The 16,279-nt window shown below is 63.3% G+C and carries 7 protein-coding genes; 5 read left to right on the forward strand and 2 right to left on the reverse strand.

Going from position 1 to position 16,279, the window contains the following annotated elements; translation table 11 throughout:
* Positions 1-204: 204 nt before the first annotated feature.
* Entirely contained in the window at positions 205-3,204 is a 3,000-nt protein-coding gene (locus R2834_19290; protein MEZ4702486.1) for a sialate O-acetylesterase, read from the reverse strand.
* A gap of 680 nt (positions 3,205-3,884) precedes the next feature.
* Between R2834_19290 and R2834_19295 the strand changes: the two genes are divergently transcribed.
* The 5 genes from R2834_19295 to R2834_19315 all read left to right on the forward strand — a co-directional run bounded on the left by R2834_19295 (position 3,885) and on the right by R2834_19315 (position 12,190).
* Positions 3,885-5,936 carry an ABC-F family ATP-binding cassette domain-containing protein gene (locus R2834_19295; protein ID MEZ4702487.1) on the forward strand — a complete coding sequence of 684 codons (2,052 nt, stop codon included), beginning with the start codon at positions 3,885-3,887 and terminating at the stop codon, positions 5,934-5,936.
* Positions 5,937-6,208: 272 nt separating this feature from the next.
* Positions 6,209-8,437 (forward strand): DUF5916 domain-containing protein, encoded by a 2,229-nt coding sequence (locus R2834_19300; GenBank protein ID MEZ4702488.1) that lies wholly within the window; start codon positions 6,209-6,211, stop codon positions 8,435-8,437.
* A gap of 245 nt (positions 8,438-8,682) precedes the next feature.
* Positions 8,683-9,900, forward strand: a complete 1,218-nt coding sequence (locus R2834_19305) for a hypothetical protein (GenBank protein MEZ4702489.1) — start codon at positions 8,683-8,685, stop codon at positions 9,898-9,900.
* Between the two features lie 763 nt (positions 9,901-10,663).
* Positions 10,664-11,533, forward strand: coding sequence for an ankyrin repeat domain-containing protein (locus R2834_19310; GenBank protein ID MEZ4702490.1), 870 nt, complete (start codon positions 10,664-10,666; stop codon positions 11,531-11,533).
* 60 nt (positions 11,534-11,593) lie between these two features.
* The gene (locus R2834_19315; protein MEZ4702491.1) at positions 11,594-12,190 is read left to right on the forward strand and encodes a sigma-70 family RNA polymerase sigma factor; all 597 of its coding nucleotides are present in this window, start codon (positions 11,594-11,596) and stop codon (positions 12,188-12,190) included.
* Positions 12,191-12,194: 4 nt separating this feature from the next.
* On the opposite strand, the gene R2834_19320 is transcribed toward R2834_19315, so the two are convergent.
* A complete protein-coding gene (locus R2834_19320; protein ID MEZ4702492.1) occupies positions 12,195-15,569 on the reverse strand; it encodes a PAS domain S-box protein in 3,375 nt (1,124 codons plus the stop codon).
* Between the last annotated feature and the right edge of the window lie 710 nt (positions 15,570-16,279).

The following is a 16,279-nucleotide window of genomic DNA, read 5'->3' on the forward strand; positions in this document are numbered from 1 at the left end:
GCAACGGGCCACCACGCCATCCGAATCGCGTTGTATGGATTCCCGCGTGCGCGGGAATGACGAGACGAGCCGTGGTGGAATACAGGACCAATTCAATGTCGGGTTACGCTTCGCTAACCCGATCTACGGCTAACCCGACCTGCGACAGCTGCCAGCATGGAATCTGGGTCGTGAGGGGTAACGGCGGCTGTGCATCCGTGCATGTTATCGTATCAGCACGACCTTGCGGATCTCCCGGTACCCATTTGCCTGCATTTGCACCATGTATACGCCGGCCGCCACCGCCATGCCGTTGTCCGCCGTCCCATCCCAGACGCTCCGCCAACGCCCGGCCGGCATGGTGCGGTTGTCGATGAGTACGTTCACCCGTTGACCAGCTATGTTGACGATTTCGATCCGAACCGGACTTTCTTCCGGCACATGGTATTCGATCGTCGTCGTGCTGTTGAAGGGATTGGGATAGATCGCGTTCAGGTCAAATCCGTCAGGGATTTCCCGGGCCGCCAAGGCCAGCACGTGCGTATTGTCTCCGCCGGCCATCGACTGGGCAAGCGTTCCCGGGATTTCGACCGTCGTTCCGGTTACGCCAAATTCACCCTCGTTCGGCGCGCCGTCCCACATGTCAGGCGTAATGACGAGGTCCCCGCTCACCATGCCGGCGTTGATGCCTTCTACAACGGTGTTGATGCCCACCAGGTGGACCACTTCGTTGGTGCCGAAGTCCACCGATGCCAGCAGGTGATCGCTCGGTAGCGGCGTAAAGGGCACCAGGGCGAACTTGTTGCGATCGATTTTCCACGCGCCGTTGTCGAACACCACCGCGATCAGGTGATCGGCATTCCAGGCACTGGGCGGATTATCTGCAAAACGGGTATGGACAGGCTCTTCGGAGTACATGATGTAACCAGGCCCCGTGCGCTGATCGTGCGCCGCGATACCCAGTTTCAGGTCACCGAGTGCGAGAGGGATGGTGGTAGATGGATCGCCGCTGTCAACCGTCCAGCTAAACGTCGTGGTGTCGCTGCCGCCGGCTCCATCGGAGGCCGTCACGACCACGTTAAAGACCCCAGCGGCCGAGATGGTGCCCGTGATTTCGCTGCCCGATACGCCGAGCCCGGGTGGCAAACCGGTTGCCGAGAACGAAATGGGATCCCCATCGCTGTCGGTTGCTGAAAGGCCAAGCGCGACCGCTTCATCGACGTCGTTGAACTGATCCTCGATGGCCGCCAGTACGGGCGAGCGATTGAGCCCCGCTGCGTTGATCACCACTTCGGTTCCCGATACCCAGAACTCACCTATGTCCGGCGCGCCGCCCCACATTTCAGGGGTGACCAGCAGGTCGCCGCTTACGTATCCCGCGTTGATCCCTTCCACCGCCGCGTCAACGCCGGCCAGATGGTTGGCCGTATTGGCGCCGAAGTCGATCTCTACCAGCAGTCGGTCGCTGGAACGCGGCGTGAACGGCACGAGCACGCTTTTATTGCGGTCGAAAAGCCATGCTCCATCTTCGAACACAACGGCAATCAGGTGGTCGGCGGCCCATGCGCTGGGGGGAGCCGAAGCAAAACGGGTATGCACGCTTTCTTCAGAGTACAGAATGTACCCCGTCCCTGTGCGCGGATCGTGGGCGGCAACGCCGAGGTTGAGATCGCCCAGAGCAAGGGTTGCCGTTTCGACGGGTGGCTCGACGTACGGCGACACGGCCGCCTCGAACGGTGCCGCGGGTAGCCCCTCGCCGTTATACAGGTTGGGATTAAGGGGATTGTTCTCCCAGGCATAGCGAACGAGTACCGGCACGGGCACGTCGTCGTGCCAGACTACCACCTTGTCGCCCTCGATGGCGGCTTCTCCCCTTACATACGTGCCATTCTCCCCGAGGAGGGTAAAGCTGCCAGGCACGCCGTCCGGATCGGCGACCAAACCACTACCTACGTGGTCGTACGGGATACTGACGCGTCCGTTGACATGGACGACGTCGCCTGCGGGGACTGGGCCGGAATCGACGATATCCTGGCCGTATACCTGTTTGCGGGCGATCAGGGAGAGTCGGTAGCCAACGGGTTCTTTATCGGGAGGATGGATATTGACGGGGTCGCCGATATCGATGGTGATAGCCTGGCCCGTATTGGGCAACACCAGGGCGGAATCCTGACTTGCGCGAAACAGGGGCCACAGGTGGCTTTGAGAAGGGATCGGACCGGGTACGCCGCCAAAGTTCGGGAGCTGGACCCAGAAAAAGGGCAGATCACCGAGGCCCCACGAGCTGCGCCATCCCTGAATCAGGGTCTGAAACTGTGCCGCATAGGCAGTTACATCCGGCAACGTTGCGTTATTGGATTCCCCCTGGTACCACAAAAAACCCTTCACCGGAAAAGGGAGCAGCGGGTGGATCATCGCGTTGTAGGCCAGGGTCGGTTGCCGATACGGCGCGCCGTCAGCCAGGATGACATCTTCTTCGTCGTAGCCGAGCATCTCCTCGCTCATCCAGGTCTCGATCCGACTCCCCCCGTAGGTCGCGTTGATGATCCCAATGGGTACATCCACATGGTCGCGGAGGTGTTTGGCGAAGAAGTAGCCAACCGCGCTGAAGTCGCCGACAGTGCTCGGGGTCGCTTCCTTCCAGGAGCTGGTCGCCGGCAAGGTCGTCTTGGGCTCGCTCGTCAGCGAACTCGAGACCTTGAATTGACGAATCTCCGGGTCGTTGGCGGCCGCGATCACCTCGGACGCAATCGGAAGCTGGCTCACCGTCCATTCCATGTTGGACTGCCCTGAAGCCAGCCACACATCGCCGAGGTACATGTCTGTGAGTTGGATCGTTTCCACTCCAGACGTAACCGTCATGGCGTACGGTCCGCCGGCATCCATCGCCAGAAAATCAACACGCCAGTTGCCATCAGCATCCACCTGGGTCGTCTCGGTGATGCCGTTGAATGTGACCGTGACGCTCGCCCCGGTTGAGCCGGTGCCCCAGACCGGCAAAGCCACACCGCGCTGCAGTACAGCCCCGGTGGCAAAAATAGGGGAGAGTTGAAGTGGGGTATCAGCAGCCGGTACTACCCTCTTCAAGGTTAAAGCCGTCGCATTGGGCACCCCCCTGTCTGATGCCGAGTCATTCAGGTAGTGATCGCTGAGATGGGCCCGGGCGGGAAGGCCGATAAAGGCAAACAGGATGATGGCACACATCCAGGCGAGTGAACGATTCATGGTTTTCGACGAACGTGGTGCGGGCTTTCCCTTAATCACTGATTTTACGCAGCCGTGTGCCTGGTAATCTGATGCAGGATGCAAGATGCAGGATTTTGTACCGGGCAGCAGGCTTTCCGGACGAAATCCTGCATCCTTCATCTTGCATCCACAGATGGACACGATGCCTTGCGTAACACGAGTTAATCAGTCGCATCGCGTAAACGGAACTGGCGGAGCTACGGAATGAAACTAGCCGTTTATGCGGCCATCGATTAGGGGAGAATGGATCAACCTCTTATCATTATTTGGCTTTTGCTAACTGTCCTCCGCTTCCCCCCGATTCGATCGCGCTCTGGGGATTGATGGCCCCGGGTATAGGTTGAGGATCATCCGCCCTAAAACGTGGAAATCAGCTTTTCACGTCAGTTTGTTGGGGTGCACGCCAGGTAGGGTTTAAACAGCGCGTCCACACCGTGCCGGCCTCGATGACCACGGGCAGTCCGGCATAATCCAGGGTTTGCCGTAGACAACACGACCCCGGGTTAGCCCAAAGTTAACGGATCATCCCCGCCCGGTTCGCTGTTTGAGCCCTGCCCCTGAGGCCCGCTTCAGCGCCATCCTGACCGCTGAAACCGAGCACGCCTACGATACCTTCCGCCAGCGCGGGAGCCGCCTCAGGACAGGCCTGATATCGCCCAATGATCCAGCTTCAGAACATAGATCTCGCCTTCGGAGGCCGGCCGATTTTCGACCGGCTCACGTGGACCATCAAACCCGGACAATCCATCGGCCTGATCGGGCCGAACGGAGCCGGCAAGTCGACCCTGCTCCGCGCGATCGCCGGCAGCCAGCCGATCGACGGCGGCGAGGTGACGATGGGAGGCACCACCACCGTCGGCTTCCTCGAACAGGACATCCAGGAGGCCCCGACCGACCGGACGATCAAGGAGGAGGCCATGCTCGCCTTCGCCGAGATCCTCAAACTCCAGGCGGAAGAGGAGCGCCTCGTGCATCAGATGGAGGCCCAGACGGACCACGAGTCGCCGGCCTACCACAAGCTCCTCCACGCCTTCGACGACGTCCACGCCCGCCTCGCCGGCTTCGAGGCCCATCGCATCTCGGACCGGACGGAATCCGTCCTCGCCGGCCTCGGGTTCGAGGCGGACGACATGGACCGCCCCCTCCAGACCTTTTCCGGCGGCTGGCGCATGCGCGTCGCGCTCGCGAAACTCCTCCTCCGCCAGCCCGACTTCCTCCTGCTCGACGAGCCCACGAACCACCTCGACATCGACAGCATCGCCTGGCTCGAGGAATACCTCAAGGCCTATCCCGGCACGGTGGTCATCGTTTCGCACGACCGGTACTTCCTCGACCGGATGGTGCGCACCACCGCCGAGCTGATCCGCGGCAAGATCGTCGAATACGCCGGCAACTACTCGTTTTACCTGAAGGACCGCGTCCTCCAGCGCGACATCCAGCGGGCCGCCTACGAGAACCAGCAGAAGCAGATCGCCGAGGCCGAGCGCTTCATCACCCGGTTCAAAGCCAAGGCCACGAAAGCCAAACAGGCCCAGTCGCGCGTGAAGATGCTCGACAAGCTCGAGCGCATCCCGCCGCCGCCCGACGAGGAAGCGGGCATCCACTTCCGATTCCCGGAGCCCAAACCCGCCGGCCGCGTCGTCCTCGAACTCTCCGAATACTCGAAGCGCTACGACACCCCCGAAGGCCGGATCGACGTCTTCAAAAAGGCGCGCCCGATGATCATCGAGCGCGGCGACAAGATCGCGTTGACGGGGAAAAACGGCGCCGGGAAGTCGACCCTCGCCCGTATCCTGAACGGCACCGAGCCGTTCGAGGGGACGCGCAAGCTGGGCTTCCAGGTCGAAATGACCTATTTCGCCCAGCACCAGGCCGACACGCTCAACCCGAATCACACCATCCTCGACTCGATGTACGAGGTGGGCCGCGGGCACACCGAGACCGAACTGCGCTCCGTGCTCGGCGCCTTCCTGTTCTCCGGCGACGACGTCTTCAAGTACACCAAGGTGCTCTCCGGCGGCGAGAAGAGCCGCGTGGCGCTGGCGCGGACGCTGCTCCGGCCGGCCAACTTCCTCATCCTCGACGAGCCCACGAACCATCTGGACATCCGTTCGATCAACGTGCTCATCGAGGCGCTGAAGCAGTACACCGGGACGTTTGTCGTCGTCAGCCACGACCGCCACTTCCTCGACCAGATCGTCAACAAGGTCTGGCGTGTGGAGCACGGCGAGGCGCGCGAGTACCTGGGCAACTATGCCGACTACCTCTGGCAGATGGAGCACGGCACCGCGGGCCAGGTCGCCCGCCGGCAGGATAGCGCCGCCGCCCCCCAGAACGGCGCCACCGCCGAAGACAAGGCGGCCAAACGCAGCGGAGGACCCAAAACCAAGGAGCAGAAGCGCCTGGAAGCCGAGGAGCGGCAGCGCCGGCGCGATGCGGAACGCCAGGGCGGAGCGGCAGCCGGCAACGGCAGCGCCGACCTCTCCCCCAAACAACTCCGCGCCGCCTACCGCGACGTGGAGGTCCGCATCGAGAAGAAAGAGGCCGAGAAGAAAAAGCTCGAAGCCGTGCTGGCCGATCCGACGCTGTACGAGGACCCCGAAAAGTCGCGTGCCACAACCGTCGCCTACCAGACGATCAAAGACGAACTCGCCTCGCTGTATGCGACCTGGGAGCAGATGGCCGAGCAGCTCGCCGAGGTCGAATCCTAGTCGAATCCTAGCAGGACGCCAACGGGACGCGACGCCCACCGCAGGGCCATCGCATGCTCGCCCTGGCCGCGAGAAGCGTATGGGAGTTTGGGTGCATGGGGGCATTTTTTACCGCAAAACCTACCATACCCCCCATGCTCCCATACCGGGAGATGCGCATGTTTGAAGAGAAGGCGATTGCCCTGACTCTCATCGCAACCCGATTGCTTCCCTGATGGCCGGCGATTAGCTTAGGGGCTCCTGTCTCCTCTACCCTAGCCGAATGTGCCGCCATGCGTCTGTGTCGTTTGCTGTGTCTCGTCGTACTGGCATCGTTCTTCCTTTCCGACACCCTGGCCCAGGACCGCCCCCCGCTCGTCCTGCACCGGATGACGGGCCCGATCGTGCTCGACGGCTTCAGCGACGAGCCCGACTGGGAGGCCATCGAGCCGCTTCCCGTCGTCCAGTACGAACCCCGTTACGGCGTACCCCCCTCCGAGGACACCGAGATCCGCTTCGGGTACGACGACCATTACCTCTATGCCTCGCTGCGCGCCTATGACAAGGACCGCAACGGCATCCGCGCGAACACCCTCTACCGGGATCGACTCAGCGGGGACGACCATTTCGAGATCCTGCTCGACACCTACAACGACAACGAGACCGGCATCCTGATCACCACCACGCCGGCGGGCAACCGGCTGGACGCGTCGATCTCCAACGACGCCAGCGGCGGCGGCATCTCGAACAGCAGCTGGCTGAACCGCAGCTTCAACACGTTCTGGGATGTCAAAACCCAGGTTACTCCCGAAGGATGGTTCGCCGAACTGCGGATCCCGTTCTCGAGCCTTCGCTTCGAGCCCCACGACGGGAAAGTCATCATGGGGATGACCGTCCAGCGCAAGGTCGCCCGGCGCAGCGAGCGCCTCATCTACCCCGACATCCCCCCGACCGTCAACTGGGCCTTTCTGAAACCATCCAGGGCGCAGAAAATCGTGATGGAAGACATCACGCCCAGCAACCCGGTGTATATCACCCCCTATGCCCTGGGCGGGGGCGGGATGACCCAGAACCTGAATCCGGAGATCAACGCCTTCAACTCCCATACGGACTGGAAGCACGAGGTGGGCGTCGACCTCAAGTACGGGCTCACGAGCAACCTGAACCTGGACCTGACGGTGAATACCGACTTCGCCCAGGCCGAGGCCGACGATCAGCAGGTCAACCTCACCCGGTTCAACCTCTTCTTTCCGGAGAAACGCCAGTTCTTCCAGGAGCGTTCGGGGCTGTTCGATTTCAAGACGGGCGGCCAGAGCCGGCTCTTTCACAGCCGGCGCATCGGCCTGACCGAAGCCGGGCAGCCGGTCCGCATCCTGGGCGGCGCGCGCGTCGTCGGCCGGGTCGGCGGGTGGGAATTCGGGTTTCTGGACATGCATACCGCCGAGTTCAACGCGCTCCCGTCGGAGAACTTCGGCGTCCTGCGCGCGCGGCGGCAGGTGATCAACTCGCAGTCGTACGCCGGCGTGATGAGCACGACGCGCATCGGCGTCGACGGCAGCTACAATCTGGCCTACGGGATCGACGGGCTGATCCGGATCGTCGGCGACGACTTCCTGAATTTCCAGTGGGCGCAGACCTTCGACAAGCGGGACCTCGCCGGCGCCGATGTGATGAGCGGAGGCCGGCTCACGGCCGAGATCGAACGCCGGCGCCGCGCCGGATTCGGCTACCGCAGCGGCTGGGTATGGTCGGGCGAGAATTACAACCCGGGCATCGGATTCATCCAGCGGAACGACTTCCTGCTCTCGGATCAAAGCGTGTCCTACACCTGGCTGCCGGGCGAATCGTCGAAGCTCATCTGGCATACCCTGGCGCTGGGGGGCAATTCGTACTTGCGCAATGCCGACGGCACCGCCGAGTCGGCCGAAGGCACGATCTCCTGGTCGTACAGCGACAAACGATTGTCCAGCGGCACCCTCGAGGCGCGCATCGTCTACGAGGACCTGCTGGAGCCCTTCGTGTTGTCGTCCGACGCCCAGGTGCCGATCGGCTCGTACACCAACGCCGCCGCCTCGTTCGAATACACCATGCCCCAGACGCAGCTCAAGAAAGTCAGTTTCGCTGTCGACGCCGGCTCGTTCTTCGACGGATGGCGTAGCAGCATCGCCCTGACCCCGACCTGGTACGTCTCCAAATACCTCGAACTCACCGGACAGTACGAATACAGCCGGATCCGCTTTCCGGACCGCGACCAGGAATTCGATGCCCATATCGCGCGGCTGCGCATCGGCACGGCCCTGAACACCATGCTTTCGGCGAACGCCTTCATCCAGTACAACAGCGCGGTCGATCGCATCTCCACGAACCTGCGGCTCCGGTACAATTTCCGGGAAGGAAACGACCTCTGGATCGTGTACGACGAGCAGCTGAACTCGGACCGCAACCGGTTCGCCGAATACGTGCTGCCGACATCGAACGGGCGCACGTTGATCGTCAAGTACACCTATACGTTTGCGATCTAGGGGAAGGGCTCAAAAACGCCGGCTCCGTAAACCCTATGGGGCGCCGGGCGTATGGTGTTGGAGCAGCCGTCGTACGTCGATTCGCGCATCGCGACGCCGCGTCATGGCCATGCCGGCAGGTGCCGGAGCAGGCCATGCGGAAACGCGAGCGGATTACGAGCGCTGGCGTGCTCGCGTGTAGTTTAGGCAGCCTGTACGTGACGGTCAGCCGGCCGTCACCCTGTCAGAGCGAATCCCAAGTCTGCATGAAAGCGAACCCTACGTCCCGCGTGATCGTGGCACTCGGCCTCCTGGCCGTGATCGTCGTCTCGTTCACGGCGTCGCCGGCGAACGGCCAGATCTTCAAGATACCCTACGCGGACACGTCCGCCGCGAGCGCATTCGGCGTCTCGGTGGCCATCGACGGCAACCGGGCCCTCGTGGGCGCGAGCGCGGAGAACAACTGCGGCCCCAACTCGGGCGCCGTGTATGTCTTCGAGCGCGACTCCGAACTGGAGACGTGGGTTCAGATGGCGCGCCTCACGCCGCGGGATTGTGTCGAGGGCGACTTTTTCGGCCATGGCCTCTCGCTGAGCGGAAATCGGGCGCTCATCACGGCCTCGGGCAACCTGACCAGCCGGAATGCCTCCAATGCGGCGTACGTGTTCGAGCGGGACTCGACGTCGGGCGAGTGGGTCGAAGCGGCCAAGATCGTCGATGAGCGGAAGGAGGAAGAAGGCTCCTTCGCGGCGTCGGTGTCGCTCGATGGCGACCGGGCGCTGATCACGACCTCCGGCGATCCGATTCGCCATCGCTACGCCGGCGCCGCGTACATCTACGAGCGCCATCCCGTCTCGGGACGCTGGATCCGCTCCGCGCGCCTCTCCGGCAGCGGCGGACTGGCCCAGGGCGTCTTCGGCGGCAATGCCGCCCTCGACGGCGACGTGGCCGTCATTACGTCCTCGATGTATTACCGCGAAAAACCCGGATCGATCTACGTGTTCGAGCGCGACCCGTCCACCGACACCTGGCATGAAGCGAAGCGTTTCGGCGGCATCGACGACATCCTGATCTCGGTGGATATCAGCCACGGCCGCATCCTCGTGGGCGAAAGCCGCGACGGCGACCACGAATCCGGCGCCGCGACGCTGTACGAAAAAACGGACGCCGGCGAATGGACGCTCTCGCAGACCCTGCATCCGCGCGTTCCGTATAAACACGGCGCGTTCGGCTCCGAGGTCTCGTTCGATGGCGACAGCGCGCTCATCGCCGGCTACGACGAACAGCTCGGGAAGAACTTCAACATCGACCGGGTCGTGTACGAATTCAAACGCAAGCCGGACGGCGAGTGGACCCAGCGGCGCATCTTCGACGTCGGGGCCGTGGCGTTCGGCTACTCCCTCGCCGCCAGCGGCGAATTCGCCGTCATCGGCGAACACTCGGACCAGGAGCCCGGCGCCGCCTACGTCGTCCGCCTCCGCTGACAGGGGGGAGCTGGGTTCGAGGTTCGAGGGGTTGAGGTTCAGAAGCTATTGCGAAACTTGGAGTGCATGCTCTTCACGCCGTCAACGTGAGATTCCTGGCCCAGCTTCGCAGGGCTTCAAAAACATGCTACAAGGCCGGGTTGAATCAGGCCTGCAGTCAGCGAAAACTCGGCAGAGGGAGGGACTCAGAATGGCGCCGAGTGGTGTGCTAATGACTTCGCCATGCCATCCCTCGTGTTTTCGATCAATAGCTTGCTTCTGCCGCTTTGATCGCATGAGCAGCCGGCACAATGAATTCGGGCCATGACGAATGCCCGTCCGCGCGAACGCGGGGAGACCTCTCGAACCACCGTGAGACGCTCATGGGAGCCCTGCGCGAGTGATTCGGGAGGTCGTCCCGCGTTCGCGGGGGCGGGCTTTCGACAACCCCGTCGCAAGCGCCGGGGGGCTCAGGAAGACAACCCATTTTTTATTTCTCAACAGTTTCTCAAGGGTGCATACCTCGAACCTCGAACCTCACCCCTTGAACCCTTCAGCCCCCTCCCCGAGTCTCAGTTCTCATTTCGAGACGGTTAGGACCCGCTTAATGCTGCCTTTTTGACCCTTTTCAGCCCGAACAGCCTCGCGCCGGCACGGGCTTTGTCTTTTCCGCCGGCATCCCACCGTCCCGTGCATCCCCACCCGCACGGAGGTCGTCGACCTCGGCTATTGGCGCATCGCGCGCACCTCATCCGCCCTTACCCCCTAACGGTTCCCCCGGCGTATGAGACGATTGATCGTTATCCCTGTCCTGCTCCTGCTCCCCCTCCTGTCTAACCCCTTTTCCCGTACCAGTTTCACCCCGGCCCCGGCACAACCGGATACGCTGGCTTTAACACCCGATGCCTGGCCCGCGACCTCGGCGGCCGAGCTGCTGACGGACTCGCTCCACGAGGCGGTGTGGGATGGCGACTCGACCCGGGTGGCCGATCTGCTGGCCGCGGGCGCGCGCCCGGATAGCCTTTCGCTCTTCGATGGGTACGCCCCGCTCCACCGGGCCGTCGAAGCCCGCCGGCTCGACCTCGTCAACCTCCTCCTCGACGCCGGCGCCGACCCCAACCAGATGTCACGCAACGCGGACGGCAACGACCGGACGCCGCTGCACATCGCCGCCGAAACCGGTTCGGTTGCCGTGGCGGAGGCACTACTCGCCGCCGGCGCGCGCGTCGACGCCGTGACGGCGTTTGGCGAGACCCCGCTGCACGGCGCGCATACCATGGTCAAGGACCCGCAGATCGCCGCCCTGCTCGTGGCGCACGGCGCCGACCCCAACGCGCGCACCGTATTCGGGACGACGCCCATGCATCATGCCGCGCTTTCCGGAACCACCGCGCTGATGCGCGTCCTCCTCGACGCCGGCGGCAACCCGTCTATCGCCAACCGGATGGGACAGACCCCGCTGCATCTCGCCACGCGGGAAGGCTACTCGGGCGTCGTCGACCTGCTTCTGAGCCGCGGGGCTGACGTACACGCCGTCGACGCCGACGGCAATACCGCCTTCGGCTACGCCACGTCCCGCAACTTCCCGGACATCGTAAGCCTGCTCGAACGCCGCGGCGCCGGCGAACTCGCCCAGGGCGACCGCGCGCATTGAAATTCTGGCAGCGCCGCTGTAACCTCCGGTCACCGACTCTCTTCCCCGCTCCGAGATCACATGGCCGGCAACGACGTAACGACCCGTGTCACGCAACTCCTCGATGCCCTCCGCCAGGGCGACGACGGGGCCTTGAACCAGCTGTTTCCGCTCGTCTACGATCATCTCCACGAGATGGCGCACGGCCAGCGGCGGCACTGGCAGGGGGATAACACCCTCAACACCACGGCGCTCGTCCACGAAGCCTATCTCAAGATGATGGGAGGGCCGGCAGCCGAATGGAACAACCGCGCCCATTTTTATGGTGTCGCCGCGATCGCGATGCGCCATATCCTGATCAACTACGCCAAGAAGCGGCAACGCAAAAAACGCGGCGGCGACCAGATCAAATTGTCGCTCCAGGAAGAGCGGCTCGTGGCTTCCGGGATGATGGACCTGTCGCCCGAACACGCCGACGACCTGGTGCTGCTGGATGAGGCGATGAAGCGGCTCGAGACACTCAGTCCCAGACAGGTCCGCATCGTGGAGTGTCGATTTTTTGGCGGGATGAGCATCGCCGAGACGAGCGAGGCGCTTCAGCTGTCGCCGGCGACGGTAAAACGCGGATGGGCGATGGCGCAGGCCTGGCTGTTCCGGGCCATGACGGAGAACGCCTGAGACCTCAGGTGGCCGTCAGCTTTTCGACGGTATCGAGCAGTTCGACAATCGAGAACGGCTTGCGCAGGAAACCGTCGAAGCCGGCGCGGTGCATCGCATCCTGCTCGCTGAAGCCATCCGTGCTGTAGGCGACGGCGATGGCCGGCGTGTTCAGGTACTGCGGCATGCTCCGCAGCCGGTGCAGCAGCTCCAGACCGCTGAGTTCGCCTTCGAGGTGGACGTCGAGCAGCAGCAGATCGAAGGTCTGCTGCCGGGCCTCTTCCATCACGCTGGACATCGTCGGCGCGATCGTCAGCGTGTAGTAGGGCTGGAGCAACGAGCGCACGATGCGCTGGATCTCCGCATTGCCCTCGGCAACCAGCAGACGGGGTCCGGCCGGCTCTTCGACGTCGGCATGACCGTTCGTCGCGGCCGGAGCGGCGGGCTCCGGCGGCATCGGCTCCTTCGCGGGCGGCGCGGGCGGTTCCGGCGCCACGGTTTCCGGCGGCCGCGTGATCATCGGCTGACGGCGCCCGACCTTCTCGGGCAGGGCGTCGCCCGTCACACTCGCGTACGGATCTTCGGCAAGCGGGAAGCCGAGCACGAAGGCCACGCCGCGCTGCGGGTGCTCCTCGATCTTGAGGCTGCCGTTGAGCAGTTCGACCAGCTTGCGGGCCAGCGAAATCTCCAGCCCCGCCGTATGCATCAGCGTGTCGCCGGCGGCGTTTTTCTTGCGGTAATTCCCCACCAGGTTCGTGAGGAACGTGGCCGGAAGCACGGGGCCGATATCCTTGATCCGGACGAATCCGATGTCCTCATCCGCGCCGATCTCGATGCCGATAACCCCGGTCTGCGTATAGGGCAGCAGGTTGCGCAGCAGATTCTCCATGATGCGGTGGAGCATCAGCTCGTCGGTGAGCACCATCACATCGTGAGGCTGCGCCTCGACCCGCAGCTGCGGGCCGCGCTCCAGCGTCATCGGCTGGATGATGCCCAGAGTGCGCGCCGTGACTTTCTCAAGCAGCACCTTGTGATGCGAGATCGTCGCCGGCGCCGAGCGGACGCTGGCGAACGAAAGCACCGACTGGATGGCGATGTGCAGCTGCTGGCCGGCATGGTGCATCAGCGCCTTCAGGTCCTCGTGGCTGATGCCGGAGGCATATTCCACCAGGGCGTCGGCGATGCGGACGTTGTCCGACAGCACCGTCGCGTTGTCCGCCCGCCGGCAGACCGTCAGGGCAGACGAGAGGTCGGACAGATCCACAGCCTCCTGCACGGCCCGCGTGAATTGCGATTCGACCGTCTTGAGCGCGGAGATATCGATCGCCGTGCATACGTAGCCGTCGAAGACCCCTTCGGCGTCGACCGTCGGCACACAGGTCTCCTGCATCCACCGCTCGACGCCGTCGTGCCGGCGGTAGCGGTACACGAGCTGCATCGGCTCCTGGTCCTCGAAGCGGTCGTTGTAATAGGCCGTATAGCGGTTGAAATCCGCCCGGGCGATGCCCTTGCTCCAGCCCGAGCCGGCGAGCTGCTCGAACGGCATGCCCGTAAAGTCGCGCACCTTCTTGTTGACATAGGTGCACATCCGGTCCCGGTCCAGAATCCAGATCAGGAACGGCAGCGGGTCGGTGAGCGGGCGCAGGTCGGTCTTCGTGCGCGCCGGCGGCTCCGGCCGTTTCGCCTGGACCGCCTCGCGCAGCACCGCATAATAGACGCCGTGCTCCTTGCTCGGCGTGGCGTCCAGGGTGACGTTGAGGTAGGCGCCGTCGCGGGTCCGATGACGAAATCCGTAGTCCCGCACCGCCTCCTCGTTTTCGAGCCGCTCAAACTGCCGCAGCATCCCCTTGTGGTCGTCGGGATGCAGAAAATCGAGGAACGACCGCTCCTCGAGCTCTCCCGCGGCATAGCCGAGCGACCGTTCGAACGCGGGGCTGACGCGGCGGTACAGGCCATCCATCCCGACCAGGCACAGCATCTCGCCGGACACCCCGAACAGGTACTCCACCACATCCTCGGCCAGCGACAGGGCTTCTTCCGACTGGGCGTGCGCGGCCTCGAACTCCTGGATGAGTGCCTGGAGCTTTTCGATCTCCTCGTCGCGGGCGGCCAGCGCGGCGTCGATATCGTCCTGGCTGGTCGTCGACGACGAGCGCAGTTTTTCCTCGGCCGCGGTGAGGGCCTCCTCGGCTTCGCGCCACGAGGTTTCCACCTTGCGAAGCGCATGCTCCGCTTCCTTGCGCCGCGTGATGTCGGTGATCTCCGCGGCGAAACTCGTCACCTTGTCGTTCGCGTCGTGCACCGCGGACACGCTGAACAAGCCCCACAATTCCTTGCCGCTCTTGTGGACGAACCGCTTCTCCTGCTGGAAAAAGTCGATTTCGCCCACGATCATTTCGCGCGCGTAGACATCCTCCATCGAGCGGTCGTCCTCGTGCATGAGCTGCTCGAGCGGCATCTTCTTGAGCTCGTCGAGGCTGTAGCCGACCCACTGGGCGAGCGCCACGTTGGCATCCAGAATGACCTTGTTCGGGATGATGAGCGCCTTGGCGACGGCCGCGTTGTGGAAGATCGTCGTGTAGCGGTAATACTTCTCGTCCGAATCCGCCTCCGACACCTTGCGGTCGGTGATGTCCTGGATGGTGCCGACGATCATCTGGATGCGCCCGCGGGCGTCGACGACCGGCCGGCCGCGGTTGTAGATCCAGCGGACCGTGTTGTCGGGCAGGACGATGCGGTATTCCACCGTATAGGCTTTCTGTTCGGCCATGCCGAACTGGATCGAGTTCTGGAGCCGCTGCACGTCATCGGTGTGGCAGCGTTCCAGAAATTCCTGCATCGAAGGCGCCTTCGGGGTGATGGGGTAGCCGTAGATGGAAAAGACCCCCATCGACCAGATCATTTCCTGCGTGCCGGGATGGTATTCCCAGAAGCCGAAACGCCCCAGCTCTTCGGCTTCGGTGAGGCGGATCTTCGTCTCGTCGAGCTGGTCGACGACCTGTTTGAGCCCTTCCGTCCGTTTTTCGACGATGGAATTGAGCTGCGCGGTCTGCCGGCGGGTCTCCAGCTCGATCTCCGCCTGGCGGTGCGTCAACAGGGTGACGGCGCCGATTGCGAAGACCGACATGAGGCGATTGAACAGGCTGAAATAGCCCTCGGCCGCGTCGGCCGTAAAATCGGCGGTAAAAAAGAACCCCAGCATGGCCGCGACGGCGCACGCGATGCCGAACGGCCGCACCTGATCCGGTTTGATCATCCACAGGATGACCACCATGCCGATGATGTACAGCCAGCCGCCGGCATCGCCGAGCGGCAACAGCAGCTCGGCCACGAAGATCACCAGAACGATAAAACCGCCTATCCAGGTGAACAGGCCGTCGTTTTTTTCATCCTGCTTCATGATCTCCCTCCAGGGCTATCACAACGGGCATAGCATGCATGGCAAGGACTCGGGTGCCGGGGGGCTGAATTTCGGATACAACGGGAGGCAGAGCGCGTAAAACGGGCGTTCGCTCAAGAAAGGGAACGCAGCAACGTTCGGAGAGATGCCGGCTGAGGCGAAGGTCGTGAGAAGGTGTTGCTAACACGCGCATGAGGGGGTGTTGATCCGCACCGGAGGCCGCCCCACATCGTGTAGCCGCGCCCGGTGTGCTTCTATTTTGGATCGATTGCCAGGAAACATGCCGGCAGATCCGGATGGAAGATCCGCTTCGGACGGCACGCGGCAACGCGTTACGCGTGGCGCATGAATTGTGCCGACTCCCTGCAACGATCCCGCCGGATGGCAGGAAACGGGAGGCAGAAGGCCCTTGCGCTGCCGCGCTTATCCCCGTCGCATCGTCCTTTCCCTGTTTGATATCTGTTCGCAACACCCGTGTTGGGCCACGGAAGCTCCATATTTTACGCACATTTGCGCCGAGGGCGACCCGCCCCACGCCGGCTTCCGGGGGACAACCTATCCCCTGTACGGGACGATTGTGCCGTCCGACCGCCTCACGAGTCGCCCCGGAGCAGGCGTTCGGGCCATTCCTTGATGTAGAGGTCGCGCTTGGGAAACGGAATCTCGATGCCGGCTTCGTTCAGCGTGCGATAAATTGCCCGGTTGATCCG

The organism is Rhodothermales bacterium (assembly GCA_041391505.1).
Classification (GTDB): domain Bacteria; phylum Bacteroidota; class Rhodothermia; order Rhodothermales; family JAHQVL01; genus JAWKNW01.